8 protein-coding genes and 1 tRNA gene are annotated in these 16,953 nt (G+C 29.7%); 6 read left to right on the top strand and 3 right to left on the bottom strand.

Annotated elements, in window-relative coordinates; genetic code table 11:
* Nucleotides 1-743: 743 nt before the first annotated feature.
* From tsaC to hemW, 3 genes are all read right to left on the bottom strand, one after another.
* Nucleotides 744-1,304: an L-threonylcarbamoyladenylate synthase type 1 TsaC gene (gene tsaC / locus ERCISPPS3390_RS03285; RefSeq protein WP_197095375.1), complete on the bottom strand. Its 561-nt coding sequence runs from the start codon at nucleotides 1,302-1,304 to the stop codon at nucleotides 744-746.
* Nucleotides 1,305-2,044: 740 nt separating this feature from the next.
* Entirely contained in the window at nucleotides 2,045-2,518 is a 474-nt protein-coding gene (locus ERCISPPS3390_RS03280; protein ID WP_197095374.1) for a DUF494 family protein, read from the bottom strand.
* 1,207 nt (nucleotides 2,519-3,725) lie between these two features.
* On the bottom strand, nucleotides 3,726-4,862 hold the full coding sequence (gene hemW / locus ERCISPPS3390_RS03275; protein ID WP_197095373.1) for a radical SAM family heme chaperone HemW: 1,137 nt from the start codon (nucleotides 4,860-4,862) through the stop codon (nucleotides 3,726-3,728).
* 596 nt (nucleotides 4,863-5,458) lie between these two features.
* Between hemW and serC the strand changes: the two genes are divergently transcribed.
* The 6 genes from serC to ffh all read left to right on the top strand — a co-directional run bounded on the left by serC (nucleotide 5,459) and on the right by ffh (nucleotide 16,686).
* Nucleotides 5,459-6,547, top strand: coding sequence for a 3-phosphoserine/phosphohydroxythreonine transaminase (gene serC, locus ERCISPPS3390_RS03270; protein WP_197095372.1), 1,089 nt, complete (start codon nucleotides 5,459-5,461; stop codon nucleotides 6,545-6,547).
* Between the two features lie 1,198 nt (nucleotides 6,548-7,745).
* Nucleotides 7,746-8,423: a (d)CMP kinase gene (cmk, locus tag ERCISPPS3390_RS03265; protein WP_197095371.1), complete on the top strand. Its 678-nt coding sequence runs from the start codon at nucleotides 7,746-7,748 to the stop codon at nucleotides 8,421-8,423.
* A gap of 163 nt (nucleotides 8,424-8,586) precedes the next feature.
* Complete coding sequence (gene rpsA / locus ERCISPPS3390_RS03260; protein ID WP_197095370.1) at nucleotides 8,587-10,260, top strand: 30S ribosomal protein S1; 1,674 nt, start codon at nucleotides 8,587-8,589, stop codon at nucleotides 10,258-10,260.
* 990 nt (nucleotides 10,261-11,250) lie between these two features.
* Nucleotides 11,251-12,606: a tRNA lysidine(34) synthetase TilS gene (gene tilS / locus ERCISPPS3390_RS03255; RefSeq protein ID WP_197095369.1), complete on the top strand. Its 1,356-nt coding sequence runs from the start codon at nucleotides 11,251-11,253 to the stop codon at nucleotides 12,604-12,606.
* Nucleotides 12,607-14,149: 1,543 nt separating this feature from the next.
* A tRNA-Ile gene (locus ERCISPPS3390_RS03250) sits at nucleotides 14,150-14,226 on the top strand.
* 1,098 nt (nucleotides 14,227-15,324) lie between these two features.
* Nucleotides 15,325-16,686: a signal recognition particle protein gene (ffh, locus tag ERCISPPS3390_RS03245; RefSeq protein WP_197095368.1), complete on the top strand. Its 1,362-nt coding sequence runs from the start codon at nucleotides 15,325-15,327 to the stop codon at nucleotides 16,684-16,686.
* Nucleotides 16,687-16,953 lie beyond the last annotated feature (267 nt).

The following is a 16,953-nucleotide window of genomic DNA, read 5'->3' as shown; positions in this document are numbered from 1 at the left end:
GCATGTTTTAAAGTTATTCAAGTAATGACGTTGTTTTACATAAAAATAACCAACTGTGTATTCAGTGTCATTTTAGAAAAAATGTACTCTGTATTTTATTTTTAATCATTAGTATTATCTCTAATATTCTGTAGAAGTTACTCATATTTATGTACAGCATCTATTTTAATGTAAGGATAGCAGATAGTGATAAGTCACATAAAATCTTAGAAATATTTCTAACATTTTATGTGACTTATGTTAGAGATTATTAATACAGAAAATATAGCATTTCTTATCGTTTTGAAAAGTAGTGTTGATGAACAATTACAACACAGAACATGGATGTGTTAGAAATATTGATGTATGCGCCGACAGAGTTTAATTTATCAATGTTATGAATGTTAGTCATAAATAATATTAATAACATTAATATTATTACTTTATATGAAATATTGCTACACAGTTGTATTATTCAGATATTTGTAAGTTAGATGACTAATTACAAGATGGTATTAGTGCCTTGTGTGCGTATTGTTTTCAAAAAGTAGATTTATCGTTTTTAAATAAAAGTATTTTGATAAAAATGTGATATGTACCTATGAATGTAGATATAGTTTTTTACATTTAAAGTACCGTGTATATATCTTAATAATTATTAATTATTATTAAGTCTTTCTATCGCTTCTCCAATGATTTTGGTGCTGGAATGCATGCGGTGACATTGATGATGGCAGTATTTTTGATATATACGATTATACATATTAGCGTACACGCTCACCAGTAAATATGTTTCGCATTTCAGATGGATGCGTTTCCCAACCGATTTCACCTGATAATACTGGAAAGTTATGCCCAAACTGCTCAAATAATTCTGTTGAATAGCGACAAGGAGGGTGATTAGTAATGTTAGCACTAGTTGAAACCAGCGCTGTGTTACATGTAAGACACAAATCAACAACGGAGGGATGATTACTAACTCGTACTGCTACTGTAGTAAACTCTCCTGTTAACCAGTATGGTGTGATATTGCGCGCAGGAAGTATCCATGTGACTGGACCTGGCCAGGTAGAAAACATTAGTTCTTTTTGCTGTAATGATAATTTTTCATCAGCTATCCAAGGAATCAATTGTTGATAGTTAGCGGCAATGAGAATAAAACCTTTCTTAATAGAGCGTTTTTTTAAGGAAAGTAAATGCATTATGGCTATTTTATAAGAAGGATGACAACCAAGTCCAAACATGGCTTCAGTTGGGTATGCAATGACCATAGCATTACCTACATACTGTGCGCATTGTAATAGGGAATGTCTCATAAGGCTCATTGTTACTCCGGTTGGTATCTGGGCGGTGTTGATGAACAATTTGATTGTCCACAAGACTATATTTACGAAAATACATATATGGGATGGTATACGTAAAGGTTGCTTGGTAGTTGAAATTTAGTCTTTAATGTTATTAAAGAAGATATATAGTTAATAAGAACATTTGTGTAATAGTATTTTACTTACATGAATTACGATGCGATTTAGTATCTTTTGCAGTTGTTATCGCTACAGTCATTTGTTTGCATAATTTCTTATAAGTAATTATCATGTTAGATGATAAGTACTTGCAGGTTAGATATGTAGTTTCACTGCGATGCATGTTAGCTTTTTCATACATTTGATTACAGGTAAAAAATTTTTTTTAGTTACTAAATTATTAAGTACTAAGTTTTTACTGAAAGATGAAATAAAAATTTTTACTGAAAGATTCAACATAAAATAATGTTATATAATGCTCGTATAAAAATAATATCCTTAATATTTTTAACTAGCAGTAGATTGTTAGATGCTGTATGTGATTTTTTGATAAAATAGTTTTACATTAAATTTTAAAAATACAGATATTTTTCATAAAATTAGATATTTAAAAAAGATTGATCTTATTTATTCCTAAAAGATGGATATTACCCATGATATATATCAAATATTATCCACAATACAACTTTAAATTTTAGGAATAGCGTGTAAAAAATTCTTGAACAAATTTTTTTACTTAAAGCATAGTTCTAGAAGAACAATTAATGTACAATTCCTTCATTTAAGTCAAAAATTAGCTCCTCCATTCTCTTGTAAGCATTTTCACAGCCAGGAATATTAAACAGTACCATGAGAACAACCCACTTGAGATCATCTATTTGAAGATCAAGAGTATCAAGTGCCATGATACGATCAATAACCATTTCACGTGTTTCTAAATTTAATACGTGAATCTGTTCTAGAAATAGTATAAAGCCACGACAGTTAACATCAAGTTGTTGCTTTTCAGCTATAGTGTAAATGCGCATAGATAAGGGATCAGAGGATAGAAACATTGAAGACGCCCGCCCAGATTGATAATCTGCTAATTTTTCTAACCAATTAAATGCATTAATAATATCATCACGATGAAAACCGGCGCTAGATAAATCGCTAGTTAACTTATCTTGATCTATATGTGCTGCTATTTGATTATGCATATATGTTTCAAATAAGTATATTAGCACGTCGAACATGGGTATGCCCCTCCTTAAATTAAATCGGGAATGGCCGTTACATATCGTTAGGGTATCTAGTATCTATGCATGCACTTAGCAGATAGCGTAATGTGTATAGTTAGTTAGATAGTTAGATAGTTAGATAGAGACCTATTAGCATGTTAAGTGATAATTTTGATAACTATTAACTCACCTTCCTGTCTAATTATAAAGATAGGAAAATGATGATGACTAATGATTCTATGTATTTTAAGGTAATTTTTCTTTATAGATTATTGTAAATCTATAATTTTATCATGTTTATAGATATAAATACATCTAGATTCATTAAATAATTAAGAAAAATATTTATGCAAAGGATGAACTATGAGCACAGAACAAAAAAAAAACTATTAAGAGCATTCGCTCGACCTAGAATATTACATAACTCTACTGCATATGACCTCTTGGTTTTAAAATCAATCTTTGACTAGATTTTTCCTAACTTGTATGATAGTTACGGAATGATCACGTTATATGACATCGACATCATCATAAGTTTTTATATAAAACAATATTTGGTGATGTAGCGTACTACGAATATTAAAATATATTTTAATGGCATCTTAAATATGATTTAATGCAGTATTTGTAAATAAAATTACAAATATCACATTATGTTCAGTTAGAACTAATTTAGTGTTACATTACATTAATATCTCTAAATTATATTATTTAACCAGAGTGCGTGTGTGGTAAAAAGAAAAATTTATCAGAACTAAGTTTGATAGTAAAATTATAAAATCATTTTGTTAGTTTTGAATTTAATTTATAGTTATAGCTGAATAATTAAAGTTGTATATAAATAATTTTATATTATATAATATTTTTATAAGTTTTTAAAAAGATAGATATATCTAATGTCTTAGACTAACTGTCACTGTATATTTTTGGTATGATTGTTTTTTTTAAAATCTATATGCCAAACGCAGATGATGTAGAAGAGATATGTAGTAAAAACGCAAAAGCATGTAAATTTTAATGCAAGATAAGCATCTATTATTTTATGCTAGTAATGATAATGATAATGATAATGATAATGATAATGATAATGATTTATAGTCATTATCTTATAAATTAACTAATATGAGATAGTGCCATAAAAATGAGTGCCATAAAAATGGTAAAATTTACTCAAAATGCATAATTTTATATTATACCATATACCATATAACAATATATTAATCTAATCTATTAAAAATAATTCTAGCATACAATTGAGAAATAAATGCCCTTTTTTGGTCACTTTCCAAAATTTAGTAGTTTCTATCAAGAAACCTTTTTTTATTGCTATCTCTATTGAGGTTCGAATACTATCTTCCGATAGTCCGGTATAATACGTATACTCATGTCGTGGTATTACTTCTAGTAAACGGAATCTATTCATAAAAAATTCAAATGGTTTTGAATGATTGTTTACTGTAAAGCGCTTGCATAGATAATTACTAGACATGAATTTCCGCGGGTGACGATTTTTACTGGTTCTGATAATAGAACCATCAAGCTGAGTTAGTTTTCCATGAGCACCACAACCAATTCCTATATAATCACCAAATCGCCAATAATTTAAATTATGTTCGCAAAAATAATTTGGTTTAGAATATGATGATATTTCATATTGTTGATAGCCGGAATCTGTGAGTAATTTATGGCCTTCTTTAAATATTTTCCATAGTTTATCTTCATTTGGTAATTGTGGAGCTTTTGCAGAAAACAGGGTACATGGCTCTATCATGAGTTGATACCATGATAGATGTGGTGCATTAAGAGATATTGCTATACTAAGATCATTAAGTGCGTTTTCTTGAGATTGATTTGGCAATCCATGCATAAGGTCTAGATTAAAACTACGTAGATTAAGAGAAGAAAGAGTTTTTACTGCTGTTTTTGCTTCGTGTGTGCTATACATTCGACCTAATTGCTTCAAACTATCTTCTTGAAAACTTTGTATACCAACTGAAATTCGGTTTATACCGGCATCTCTATAACCATAAAATCGTTCTATCTCTAATGTTTTAGGGTTAGCCTCTATTGTAATTTCTGCATTATTTGATAATTCTAAATTTTCACGTACGCCATTCAAAAGGCATTGCACAGTTTTAATATTTAAGAGACTAGGAGTCCCTCCACCGATAAAAATCGTATTAATTTTTCGGTTAGAAATCAATGGTATATCCAATCGGAGATCATTTAAAAGATGTTTTATATATTGCTCTTCTGGAATGTTCTCAAGTAATACATGCGCATTAAAGTCACAATATGGACACTTTTGAAGACACCAAGGAATGTGAATATAGAGACTTAAATTAGGAAGAGTCAGCATATGTGCACAATTATAAATAAAAATAAGATAAAATAATACATTTAATGCATCAATATATTATTGAAATAATAATAACTAATCTTTCATTTAACAACTACAACAACTTACGATGCAAGTTTTATAAATTTTATTAATATTATATATAATGAATGGTATTATAATAATAAATGAATATATGTACAGAGCATATAAACATTTTATTTAAAATATAATTTTTCTTAGCGTTATTAGTTAATTGTTTTGCAGATATATTTAGCTATATAATATAGTTAGACTCGTGTAAAATTAAGAGCGTTACATGAAGGTAATTGGCGAGAGCCATGCCACACTAATAATGAAATTGTATATATGTCACAAGATGGGATCTTAGGATGTTCATGTTTAATTTTAACTGAAAAATTATGATAGAGATTAAGAATGCGGGATATAACTAAAATAATGGATTATGCATGATATCATAAAATAAAAATAGTGCTTGTTTAATCAAATTTCGTAAACAGATAATTATTATACCTAAATTATGTAACAGGTTTTTACCTGATAAATATTTTTATTATCTGAGTAGTGTGATTAATGTATCAAGGATCATTATAAGAATGAATCAAATTTTTAATTTTAGTGCGGGACCTGCTATGCTACCAACAGACGTTCTGCGTCATGCCCAAAAGGAGTTTTTTAACTGGAAGGGTATAGGGATTTCTATAATGGAGATAAGCCACCGTAGTAAAGAATTTATAGAAGTTGCTGAAGAGGCTGAAACAGATTTTCGGGATCTTTTGAAAATTCCGAATAACTATAAAGTATTATTTTGCCATGGAGGGGCGCGCGCGCAATTCTCCGCAATCCCATTAAATTTATTAGGTCGGCATACCAAGGCAGATTATATTAATAGCGGATATTGGGCCCTAAATGCTATCAGAGAGGCTAAAAAGTATTGTAAACCTAATGTTATCAATGCTAAAATATCCATAAATGGCCTTCAAGCTATTGCTCCGATGCACAGTTGGAGCGTTTCAGATGATTCTGCTTATGTTCATTTTTGCCCCAATGAAACCATTGAAGGTGTTGCGATTCACGAGGTTCCAGATTTTAGTGGAAAAACTGTCGTAGCAGACCTTTCTTCAACGATTCTTACGACGCCAATCGACATCAGTAGATACGGTGTTTTATATGCTGGAGCGCAAAAAAATATCGGACCCGCTGGGTTAACCCTGGTAGTTATAAGTGAAGATCTTCTTGGTAAAGCGCGTAATGAGTTACCTTCAGTTTTAAATTACAAGGTGCTATCTGAGAGCAATTCTATGTTTAACACTCCCCCTATCTTTGCCTGGTATTTATCTGGTTTAGTATTCAAATGGTTAAAAAAACAAGGAGGGATTAGGGAGCTATCAAGACTAAATAAAGTTAAAGCAGATCTTTTGTATAAGACAATTGATAGTAGCAATTTATATAATAATAATGTGGCAGATAATAATCGATCACGGATTAATATACCATTTTACCTTGCAGATGAAACATTAAATAAACGTTTTCTTAAAGAGTCAGTTTCCGCAGGATTGCATTCCTTAAATGGTCATAAGATAGTGGGGGGGATGCGAGCGTCATTGTATAATGCCATGCCACTATCTGGAGTAAAGAAGCTAACTGATTTTATGACTGATTTTGAGTATCGCTATTATAAATAAAAATAAGATTTTGTCTCTCAATTACAATAACATTATTGATGATAATATATAAATTTAAATTATAGATAAATGGTCTAATATTGAAATATGTCTTAAAGATTTAATATTAAAAATTAAATACGCATAATAAAACCAAAATATCATATTGAGTTAAGCATAACCATCAAGAATGATGTATCTACGTTAAGTGTGATAGATATCGCAAGAAATACTATATGTGATTTATTGCATATGCATTCAGTTTTAGATGATTCCATCTGAAGATAAAATATCTTTATATAGTTATACTAACGTAATTTAATTAGTATTAATTACATGCGCTCATTAGATAATATTTTTAAATATTACAAAATCCCCAGAGATTTATATTTAGAATGTTTTATTTTTTTGCGGAATTTTGTATATAAAATCAGACGCTTATTTATAATATTAGAATGTCTATTTCAACACATATGAGATCTTTATTAAATACAAAGAGAAATTTTAGAAACCATCTGATAATATTTTGAAGGGGATGGATTAGAACTCTATTATTTAATGGATAATATCTATAGATGTATACAAGATGATAGATTAAAAATATTCCAGATAATTAGTCTAGCAAAATTATGAGAGAGAGATTATAACTTTTAGTTTTTATAATTATATTTATAATATAATATTCCATGTAGATTGATAATAGTATTTGAAACTTACATAGCAGACTGATTATATTAATTTTAATTGATTTTATTAATTTAAGGATAGCGATGGATTGATACTAATCAGCCTATATTTTTATTTTTATGTATATTTTAGAGATGATTATTAAAGGAATTTTATTGATACTTAAAATAGTTATTAAAATAGTTATTAAAATCAATTGGTATCATTTTTACTTTTTTACTTATAATTTTGTCATTAGATAGTTTCTAATTTTGTGATATATTTATAATAGGATGTATCAATAGATGAAAATGATCCTTTCATATAAATCATATATGTCAAATATGATCTACTAATTTAGTTTTTTATTGTTTATGAATGCTTATTAATAGTCATGAGATTCGGAGTAAAAGTTAAAAGTGAGAAATAGACATTTTTTAATAATTCATAACTCATTAGAATAGCTAGAATAGCATTGATGTTTATTCAAGGATAGTGGTATAACTATTGTTCAGATAGAGAGCTATGTAGAGAATTACTATAGAGAATTACTATGATGATTTGCGCTCCCGTCATTACGATAGATGGACCAAGTGGCTCAGGAAAAGGTACCCTATGTCAAGCTATGTCTCAGGAGTTAAAATGGAATATTTTAGACTCTGGCGCTATTTATAGAATATTAGCTTTATTAGTATTGCATCACCAAGTAGATATAAACTCTGAAAAGGCTATTATGCCACTGGCTGGTAATCTTGATGTGCAGTTTTTATTTCAAAATGGTGATCTTAAAGTAATGCTAAAAAGAGTAGATATTTCTATAAAAATTCGTAGTCAAATAGTTAGTGACCTGGCATCGCGGCTTGCTGTCCTTCCTCGTGTCCGTGAAATATTACTTAATTTTCAGCGTAGCTTTCGTAAGTTACCTGGATTAATTGCGGATGGTCGTGATATGGGGACAGTAGTATTTCCAGATACATCTTTAAAAATTTTTTTAGATGCTAATTTGGAGGCGAGAACTTATCGACGTATGTTACAGTTGCAAAAAAACGGTGTTAGTGTTAATTTTAATGAACTTTTATTTCAGATGGAAAAGCGAGATGAACGTGATTGTAATCGCTCTGTTGCGCCTCTTATTCTAAGAGATGATGTTTTGATAATTAATTCAACCCATATTCCAAAACAGAAAGTAACTGAAATAGCATTAGATTATGTGCGAACAAAACTAACTTGAATGTTAGTAGACAGTAAATCAAGTGAGCGGAGGTAAATGCTTAACAGCTCAACAAGAACATAAATCTAACTCTGTGTTATGGATGCCATAGATAATATGAACCAACCCACTTTATCAGGAAGACAGGTGGACGTTAAATTCAAGAATCTTGAAGATTACCAATATGACTGAATCTTTTGCTCAATTATTTGAAGAATCTCTAAAAACAACTGAAACTCGCCCAGGGTCCATCATACGTGGTGTTGTGATCTCAATTGACAAAGACGTTGTTTTGGTGGATGCGGGTTTAAAATCGGAGTCTACGATTTCTGTAGAACAATTTAAGAACGCTGCGGGTAAGCTAGAAATTAGTGTAGGCGATCAAGTAGACGTTGCTCTAGACGCAGTGGAAGATGGTTTTGGAGAGACAGTTTTGTCTCGTGAAAAAGCAAAACGTTATGAAGCCTGGGTTGTATTAGAGGCGGCTTATATAAGTTCGAAAAATGTTATAGGTGTTATTAATGGAAAAGTTAAAGGAGGATTTACAGTTGAGCTAACTGGTATTCGAGCATTTTTGCCGGGATCATTAGTGGATATACGCCCAGTGCGCGATACAAGTCATTTAGAAGGCAAGGAGTTAGAGTTTAAGGTAATCAAACTAGATCAAAAAAGAAATAATGTTGTAGTTTCTCGTCGCGCAGTCATCGAATCTGAACATAGCGCTGAACGTGATAGCTTATTAGCTAATTTACAGGAAGGTTTGTCAGTGCCAGGTATTGTAAAAAATCTAACAGATTATGGCGCGTTTGTGGATTTAGGCGGTGTAGATGGTTTGTTACATATCACCGACATGGCCTGGAAGCGTGTTAAGCATCCAGGGGAAATTGTTACAGTTGGTGATGAAATTACTGTTAAAATTCTCAAGTTTGATCGTGAAAGAACTCGTGTATCTTTAGGGTTAAAACAGTTAGGTGAAGACCCATGGGTTGCTATTGCAAAACGATACCCAGAGGGTACAAAAATAAACGGTCGAGTCACGAATCTAGCAGATTACGGATGCTTTGTTGAACTTGAAGAAGGTGTGGAAGGTTTAGTTCATGTTTCAGAAATGGACTGGACAAACAAAAACGTTCATCCATCTAAGATTGTTAATATATATGATGTGGTGGAAGTTATGGTATTAGATATTGATGAGGATCGTCGTCGTATTTCATTAGGTTTAAAACAATGCAAATCTAATCCTTGGCAGAAGTTTGCAGAAACCTATAATAAAAATGACAGAGTGGAAGGTAAAATAAAATCTATTACGGACTTCGGGATTTTTATTGGCTTAGAAGGTGGTATTGATGGCTTGGTTCATCTTTCTGATATATCCTGGAGCACTTCAGAAGAAGATGTAGTGCGTGATTATAAAAAAGGTGATGAGATTTCTACAGTGGTTTTACAAGTTGACGCAGAGAGAGAGAGAATTTCTCTAGGTGTGAAGCAGCTAGTAGAAGATCCATTCAGTGTTTATCTTGCTACTAACAAAAAAGGTGCCACTGTTTATGGCCATGTAAGTTCAATCGATTCTAAAGGTTTAATGGTGAAATTAAATGACGGAGTCGATGGCTATTTAGCATTTACCGAAGAAGGAGAGAATAAGGCAGACGATGTTTCTTCTATTATTGCAATTGGGGATTATATTTCCGCTAAATTTACTAGCGTTGATCGCAAAAATCGACTATTGCTACTTTCTAATCGTTCAAAGGATCAATCTAACACAAGGGAAGTAGTGACACCTATACCGTATAAAAAAGAAGATGAATCTTTTACTAGCGCTATGGCGGAAGCTTTTAAAGCCGCAAAAAGTGAGTGATTATAATGAGAATCAGGATAATTAACTATTAGTTAATTATCTTTTTCGATATGTTAATAAGAGCATGCTTGTGGGATTTATTACTACAAAAAAGATAATTCACAGGCTTAATAATTAACCATTTATATATTTTTTAAAAATTATATCGTTTATTAAAATACGGATAAGTTATAATTTAGCATCAAGATAAACATTATTGTAATTTAGAGTAGATAAAGTTTTAGCTTTAGTTTTGGTGCTTATGATGTTCGTATCTTTTTTATTTCTATAATGGCATTGGGATAATGCTATTATGTAGAATAATACCAAATAGTATGATTATCTGAATCAAAGATTTCATAATTCTTTGAGTATTAAGTAAAAAATTTCTACAAGATCTTTATAGATTTTTTAAACTTAATTAAAAATTTTTTATAGCAAGATATGAAACAGTTATTATTAGTATATTCCAGATGTGCGAAATAAGTTTTCTTTCGTAATGCAGTGATTTTAATAAGATTTTGAGAGAATGCGTATCCTATATTTTTTAGAAAAAATTTTATATCTTAGTTTTTACCTTAGTTATAGAGATTTTTTATAGAAGTGTTAAATTTCTTATTATCTTATAATAAATGCTATTATTTAACTTTAATATTTTTTTTGAGTGATATTCATTTTTATGTTTATTATTAAGACATTGATGTTATGTTAATAGATTGATAGTTATTTTGTGTTTATTTAGATTAAATTTTTTCTTATTTTTATGTGTGCCGCAGATAATATTGGAAAGGTTTTTTATTAAAATTTAATAATATAATAAATATTTAATAAATTTGTTAGCAATTAACATATTACTAAACCTAAAATTTAATAATATTTGTATATTAGAGGCATATTCGTTACATGTCTATTTAATCTATATGATCGCATCAAGCATTCATCAGTCATTATAATGTATCAAACATAGAATTAGTATTTTTAATTTTGGTTTTTATACCAGGAACATCTATAATGTTTGATATTAATCACCTTAAACATTTACTGAGAGATGAAAATACTGTAGTTCTAGCCTATAGTGGAGGTTTAGACTCAAGCGTTCTTTTGCATCAACTAGTTATGCTTAGAGAACAACGTCTTAATTTTCAATTCAGGGCTGTTCATATTAATCATGGACTGAATGATTCTTCTAATAAATGGGCCGCACATTGTTCACAACAATGTGAAGCCTGGAAAGTTTCTTATTTTCTTGAGAGAGTGCACATTAATTGTCAGAAAAGACTGGGTTTAGAAGCTGCAGCTCGGGAAGTTCGTTATCAAGCATTGTATAAAGCAATGAAAAAAGAAGAAACTTTATTAACTGCACACCATCAGGATGATCAGAGTGAGACAGTTTTTTTAGCCTTAAAGCGTGGTAGTGGGCCTACTGGTCTATCGGCCATGGCGCAAATCAAGATTCATGGAGATCATCGTCACATACGACCATTATTAATGTGGACTCGATCTGAATTAGAGGCGTGGGCTGACTACTATCATTTATCCTGGATTACAGATAATAGCAATAAAGATATACGATATGATCGTAATTTTTTACGATTACAAATCATGCCATTATTAAATAAACGTTGGCCATCTTTTTCACGTACTGTGTCGCGTAGCGCGCGACTGTGTGCTGAGCAGAATAGTCTTCTGGATGAAATGCTCGAAGAATCACTTTATCGCTTAATGGACAGATCTAATGCTTTGTATTTTTTACCATTAAAATCTATGAGTGTCGCTAGGCGATCTGCAATTTTTCGGCGTTGGATTTTGTATCAAAATGGATTCTTACCATCCTGTCATGTATTACAAAAAATATGGACAGAAGTTGCGTGCAGTCGTTTAGATGCTAATCCGAAATTAAAGATTTGGAAGTATGAGGTGCGACGTTTTCGTGATCGTCTTTACTGGCTGTCCATTACCAAACCATTAGGCAGCTGTCAATTATTCTGGCCTTTTCCTTGGTTTGCGTTGTTATTACCTGATGGATTAGGTGAAATACGACAGTTTTCCGGGGGTATAATTTTGCGTTCCCCTCAATTTGATACAAAAGTTAGTGTACGTTTTCAGGCTAAAGGTAAGTTTTATGTTCATGGTCGCCCTGGTAAGCGCTCATTAAAAAAATTATGGCAAGAATACGGCATTCCACCCTGGAGGCGTCAACGTATTCCATTAATTTTTTATAATGATTGTTTAGTGACAGCTCTTAATGTATTTATTACTGTTGATGGCGCTCCATTGCCAGATAAAAAAGAATGGAGAATTGTTTGGGCTCATAATGAAGCCATGCTTCTAAGTGGTAACAGTTCTGGAGATATTAACAATAATTAAAATTATTTGCAAATCGCAGAGTTTTACAGGCAAAAATTATTCTTACTTGTAATCAAATCAGAATTTTTTCTTTAATAGAGTAATATTCTTTTTTGACGATGTGATCATGAATTAAATTTTATTTAAAATAATTTTTCATACCGTATAAAATATAAGAGTTATGCTGTTTTTTTGAGATTAGAAGAATATATATAAATATATAGTGTGCTGCAATTTTTTAGAAAAATTTATGAAGTATTATGCTATAAATTTATCTTTTTAAGAGTCTATTAAAAATAAAATACTAAAATAATAAGATATTGATGATATTTTATCAGGTGGTAGTCATTTTTTGAATAGATAGTATTAGAAGCATGTTGCTATATACAACATAGGCTTATAAAAATAATAAGAATAAAATTATTTTTAATGTTGTAGAATATTTTGTTAAGAATATTAAAAGAATAGAAAAATTGACATGACGGAGTTTCTTTATTAGATTTTACTTAGATTTTCATTATTGGTGAAATAGTACGTTTAATTAGCTTTAATTTATCTAATGTGTTGCTGGTAAAAGATATTTGATCACTAGATTTTTGCTGAAAATATATTATGAAATATTCCCAGAGAGTTGGGATATTATTAAAAATAAACTGTATGCGAGTGATTATTAAGCATTAAATATATAGATGATGAGAGCAGGAAGATCATGTTTAGCAAAAATTAGTTAGTATAATTTAGATTATAAATTCTGTGATAATGTCTACAATCTTTTGGAAAAACTTTTCTATAAATAACATGAAGATGGAGATGTAAGTTAAAAAAGTTCTTTTAATGACATGAAAATAGAAAAAATATTTTTATTTAAAAAATATAACCGCATAAGTTTTTATTGATAGCGTTTAGTTTTATTTATGATTAATTTTATGATAGTAAAATGAAGGTTTAATATAATATCCATGCGGAGCTAAAATATGTAGAATATCAAAGAATTCATGAATAATTAATAAAAATTAAATTTGCAAAAATAATTCATCATGAGCTGAATATATATGTTACACACGTAGTAATGATGTATTATAATTTACGTACAGCTCTTTAATAAACATTTTAAAGCGTTTTGTTTTGTGCTAGTGATTATGAATAATAGGTCGATTAATGTTTGTTAAAGTAATTGGAAATTAGGCTAATATGCAGTATTTTTAAATTTTTTAGAGTAAATACTGTATTAATTAAGAATTATTTAAAATATTTTTTTTATCTAGTTATAGATTATTATACATGATAAACTATTTTTACGTAAGGTTGGTTGCGAGAAAAAGCAGATTTCCTGTAGTTAATTTTTAATATATGGTATATTCAGATCAATTATTAAAATAATATAATTATGTTAACCTGATGAATATCATCTCAGAAGTGACATATAATAAAGTATTAAGATTTATTATTAATAAGTTTTTGATTACCTGAAAAACATCATATAGCTTTATTAGGTTGAATTAATGAAATAATAATTAATATAGACAATAATATCGGTTTTATTAGATTGTAATTTTTGTATTTAGGCCCCTTAGCTCAGGCGGTAAGAGCAGGCGACTCATAATCGCTTGGTCGCTGGTTCAAGTCCAGCAGGGGCCACCATGTTGGAGTGTTGCTAGTTTTTAAATATTTTATTTGTACAGAAACTTATTTATTTAGTCATTCATTAACTTATCTATCAATGTAACAGATAGATTGGTAAGATATTTATAGAGTTATTATTAAGTGTGCTATATAAGTTAACACTCTGTTTAGCAAACTGACTAGATTATACGCATAATAATGCAAGTTAGAGTTAGATTCTTTTAAAATTTATATGAGAGTTAAGTGATTTTTTTATTGGCTTTTTATGTTAAAATTATTTATATAATGTCTTAAATCCTAAATAAAATATGCCATAGAATCATATTTTTCAATGCAGTATACTTTTAACCAACCGAAAATTATCTTTATTTTTTAATGATAATTTTGTTTAGTTACCTTTTTTTGTAAAAACATTAATCATATAGATCTTTTTGGTTTATTTTTTTATTTTCATAAAATCTACCTCCATTTCATCTTAATAATATTACTATATATATCAAATATAACCCCTAGTATATCTATATCGATAGATATACTAGGGGTTATATTTGCATGAGTTGAAGTAGTAAAATAGGTAATATCATATTTATCAGGTAATGTGAGTATAAAATATGCTCTGTAATATTCTATAAAATTATTAATAATATTCAATAAATACATTATGATTTACCAAAAATCAGAATATTAAATTGTGATTTAATTATTTGATTTTTTTAGATTAACCACAAGACATAGAATATCAAAAAAGTCTTTAATTAAAATATTTTTTTAGATTATTATTAATACAATAATTATAATAAGAATATTTTTATATCGTGTATTTAGAATGCTAATAGTATTAAATATATGCGTATGTATTAGATTTTTGAAGATATCAAAAGATAATATCCAATATTATTGATTGTATTACATGACCCAGATGTAATTCAATAAGTTGATAACAGTAGACACTGAAATGGCGAGATAGTTAAGATAAAGATCTGATAATTTAATTTAAACACCAGATAGAATAGTCTGTAACTAATATTTTTATATTCAGAGCCTATTATAGGGTATGTGAAACTCATCACTAATGAGTAAAAAATTTTACTGAACTTCCTTATATGAGAAAAGATTATGTTTGACAATTTAAGTGCTAGCATTTCTAATGCTTTTCGAAATATCACCGGTCGTGGTAGGCTAACTGCAGATAATATTAAAGATATTTTACAAAAAATACGTATATCATTATTAGAAGCAGATGTGTCTTTAATAGTAGTGGATGAACTTTTGGAACGAATTAAATCCAATGCGTTAGATCATGCCGTGAATAACAACCTAACTCCAGAGCAAGAGTTTTTGAAGATTGTAAAACATGAGTTAGTCTCAATTATGGGAGAAAAAAATTCTACTCTTAATTTACAAGTAGTGCCACCAATAGTTATATTAATCGTAGGTCAGCAAGGAGCTGGTAAGACAACCAGTGTTGGAAAACTTGGTAAATTTTTACGCGAGAAGTATAATAAGAAGATACTAGTAACCTCTGTAGATATTTATCGGCCAGCAGCAATAAAGCAGTTAAAAATTCTAGCTGAACAAGTGGGTATTGATTTTTATTCATCAGAATCTAATAAGAAAGTAAGTAATATAGCTAAAGATGCTTTACAGCAAGCCAAGATAAAATTCTACGACGTACTGTTGGTAGATACGGCGGGTCGTTTGCACACTGATGATTTGATGATGCAAGAAATTAAACACATTCATCTTGCCATACAACCTACAGAAACTCTATTAGTTTCTGATGCAATGACTGGTCAGGATGCGGCTAATATCGCAAAAGCATTTAATATCGCACTCCCATTAACAGGTATAGTATTGACTAAAGTAGATAGTGATACCCGTGGAGGTGCGGCACTATCTATGTCCTACATTACAGGTCAACCTATTAAGTTTATAGGGACAGGAGAAAAAAATGAGGCTTTAGAGCCTTTTTACCCTGATCGTATTGCCTCACGTATATTAGGTATGGGTGATATATTATCACTGATTGAAGCTATTGAAAATAAGGTAGATCGCAAAAAAGCTAAAAAAATAGCCTCTTCTTTGAAGAAAGGTAATAATTTTAATCTGAATGATTTTCTAGATCATTTACAGCAGTTACGTAATATAGGAGGTGTAAATGGCTTGATTGAAAAACTTCCCGGCATTGGAGGACTGCCAGAAAATGTTAGGTCTCAAATGAATGATATTTCACTAAAGCGTATGGAAGTAATCATAGAATCTATGACAAATTTAGAGCGTATACATCCTGAAATTATTAAGGGTTCACGTAAAAGAAGAATTGCTTTAGGTTCGGGTACGCTAGTGCAGGATGTTAATCAGTTTTTAAAACAATTTAATGAGATGCAGACTATGATGAAAAAAATACAAAAAGGCGGCATGAAAAATATGATGCGTAATATGAAAGATTTAATATCACCTGGAGTTTTTACCAAGTAATAGGTGAGTTCATGATTTATTTATAATAGAATTGAAATGACTCTCAGTGGTTTTATGATGCGGAGTTTAGATAATTATGTTCTTGAGAGGTGTATTAGATGTCATTCAATTATAATGGTTTCTGCATATATTAAGAGCATTGTCTTATGTATCGATATTATTTTTGGTGCATTACTAGTTAGTAATAATAATTATATATTATGATATAATATATCATATTTTAACTTCTATATAAGAAAGAAAATGATCTTTATGATTATTATAAAT

It is taken from the genome of Candidatus Erwinia haradaeae (assembly GCF_900698885.1).
Taxonomy (GTDB): Bacteria; Pseudomonadota; Gammaproteobacteria; order Enterobacterales; family Enterobacteriaceae; genus Erwinia_E; species Erwinia_E haradaeae_H.
The sequence above is the reverse complement of the archived record's forward strand: the minus strand, read 5'-3'. Positions and strand labels throughout refer to the sequence as shown.

What these genes read in the sequence shown, in the direction of transcription:
- hemW (WP_197095373.1), bottom strand. Translation starts at nt 4,862, where the DNA reads ATGCTGACTCTTCCTAATTTAAGTCTCTATATTCACATTCCTTGGTGT.
- rpsA (WP_197095370.1), top strand. Translation starts at nt 8,587, where the DNA reads ATGACTGAATCTTTTGCTCAATTATTTGAAGAATCTCTAAAAACAACT.
- tilS (WP_197095369.1), top strand. Translation starts at nt 11,251, where the DNA reads ATGTTTGATATTAATCACCTTAAACATTTACTGAGAGATGAAAATACT.
- tsaC (WP_197095375.1), bottom strand. Translation starts at nt 1,304, where the DNA reads ATGAGCCTTATGAGACATTCCCTATTACAATGCGCACAGTATGTAGGT.
- ERCISPPS3390_RS03280 (WP_197095374.1), bottom strand. Translation starts at nt 2,518, where the DNA reads ATGTTCGACGTGCTAATATACTTATTTGAAACATATATGCATAATCAA.
- cmk (WP_197095371.1), top strand. Translation starts at nt 7,746, where the DNA reads ATGATGATTTGCGCTCCCGTCATTACGATAGATGGACCAAGTGGCTCA.
- ffh (WP_197095368.1), top strand. Translation starts at nt 15,325, where the DNA reads ATGTTTGACAATTTAAGTGCTAGCATTTCTAATGCTTTTCGAAATATC.
- serC (WP_197095372.1), top strand. Translation starts at nt 5,459, where the DNA reads ATGAATCAAATTTTTAATTTTAGTGCGGGACCTGCTATGCTACCAACA.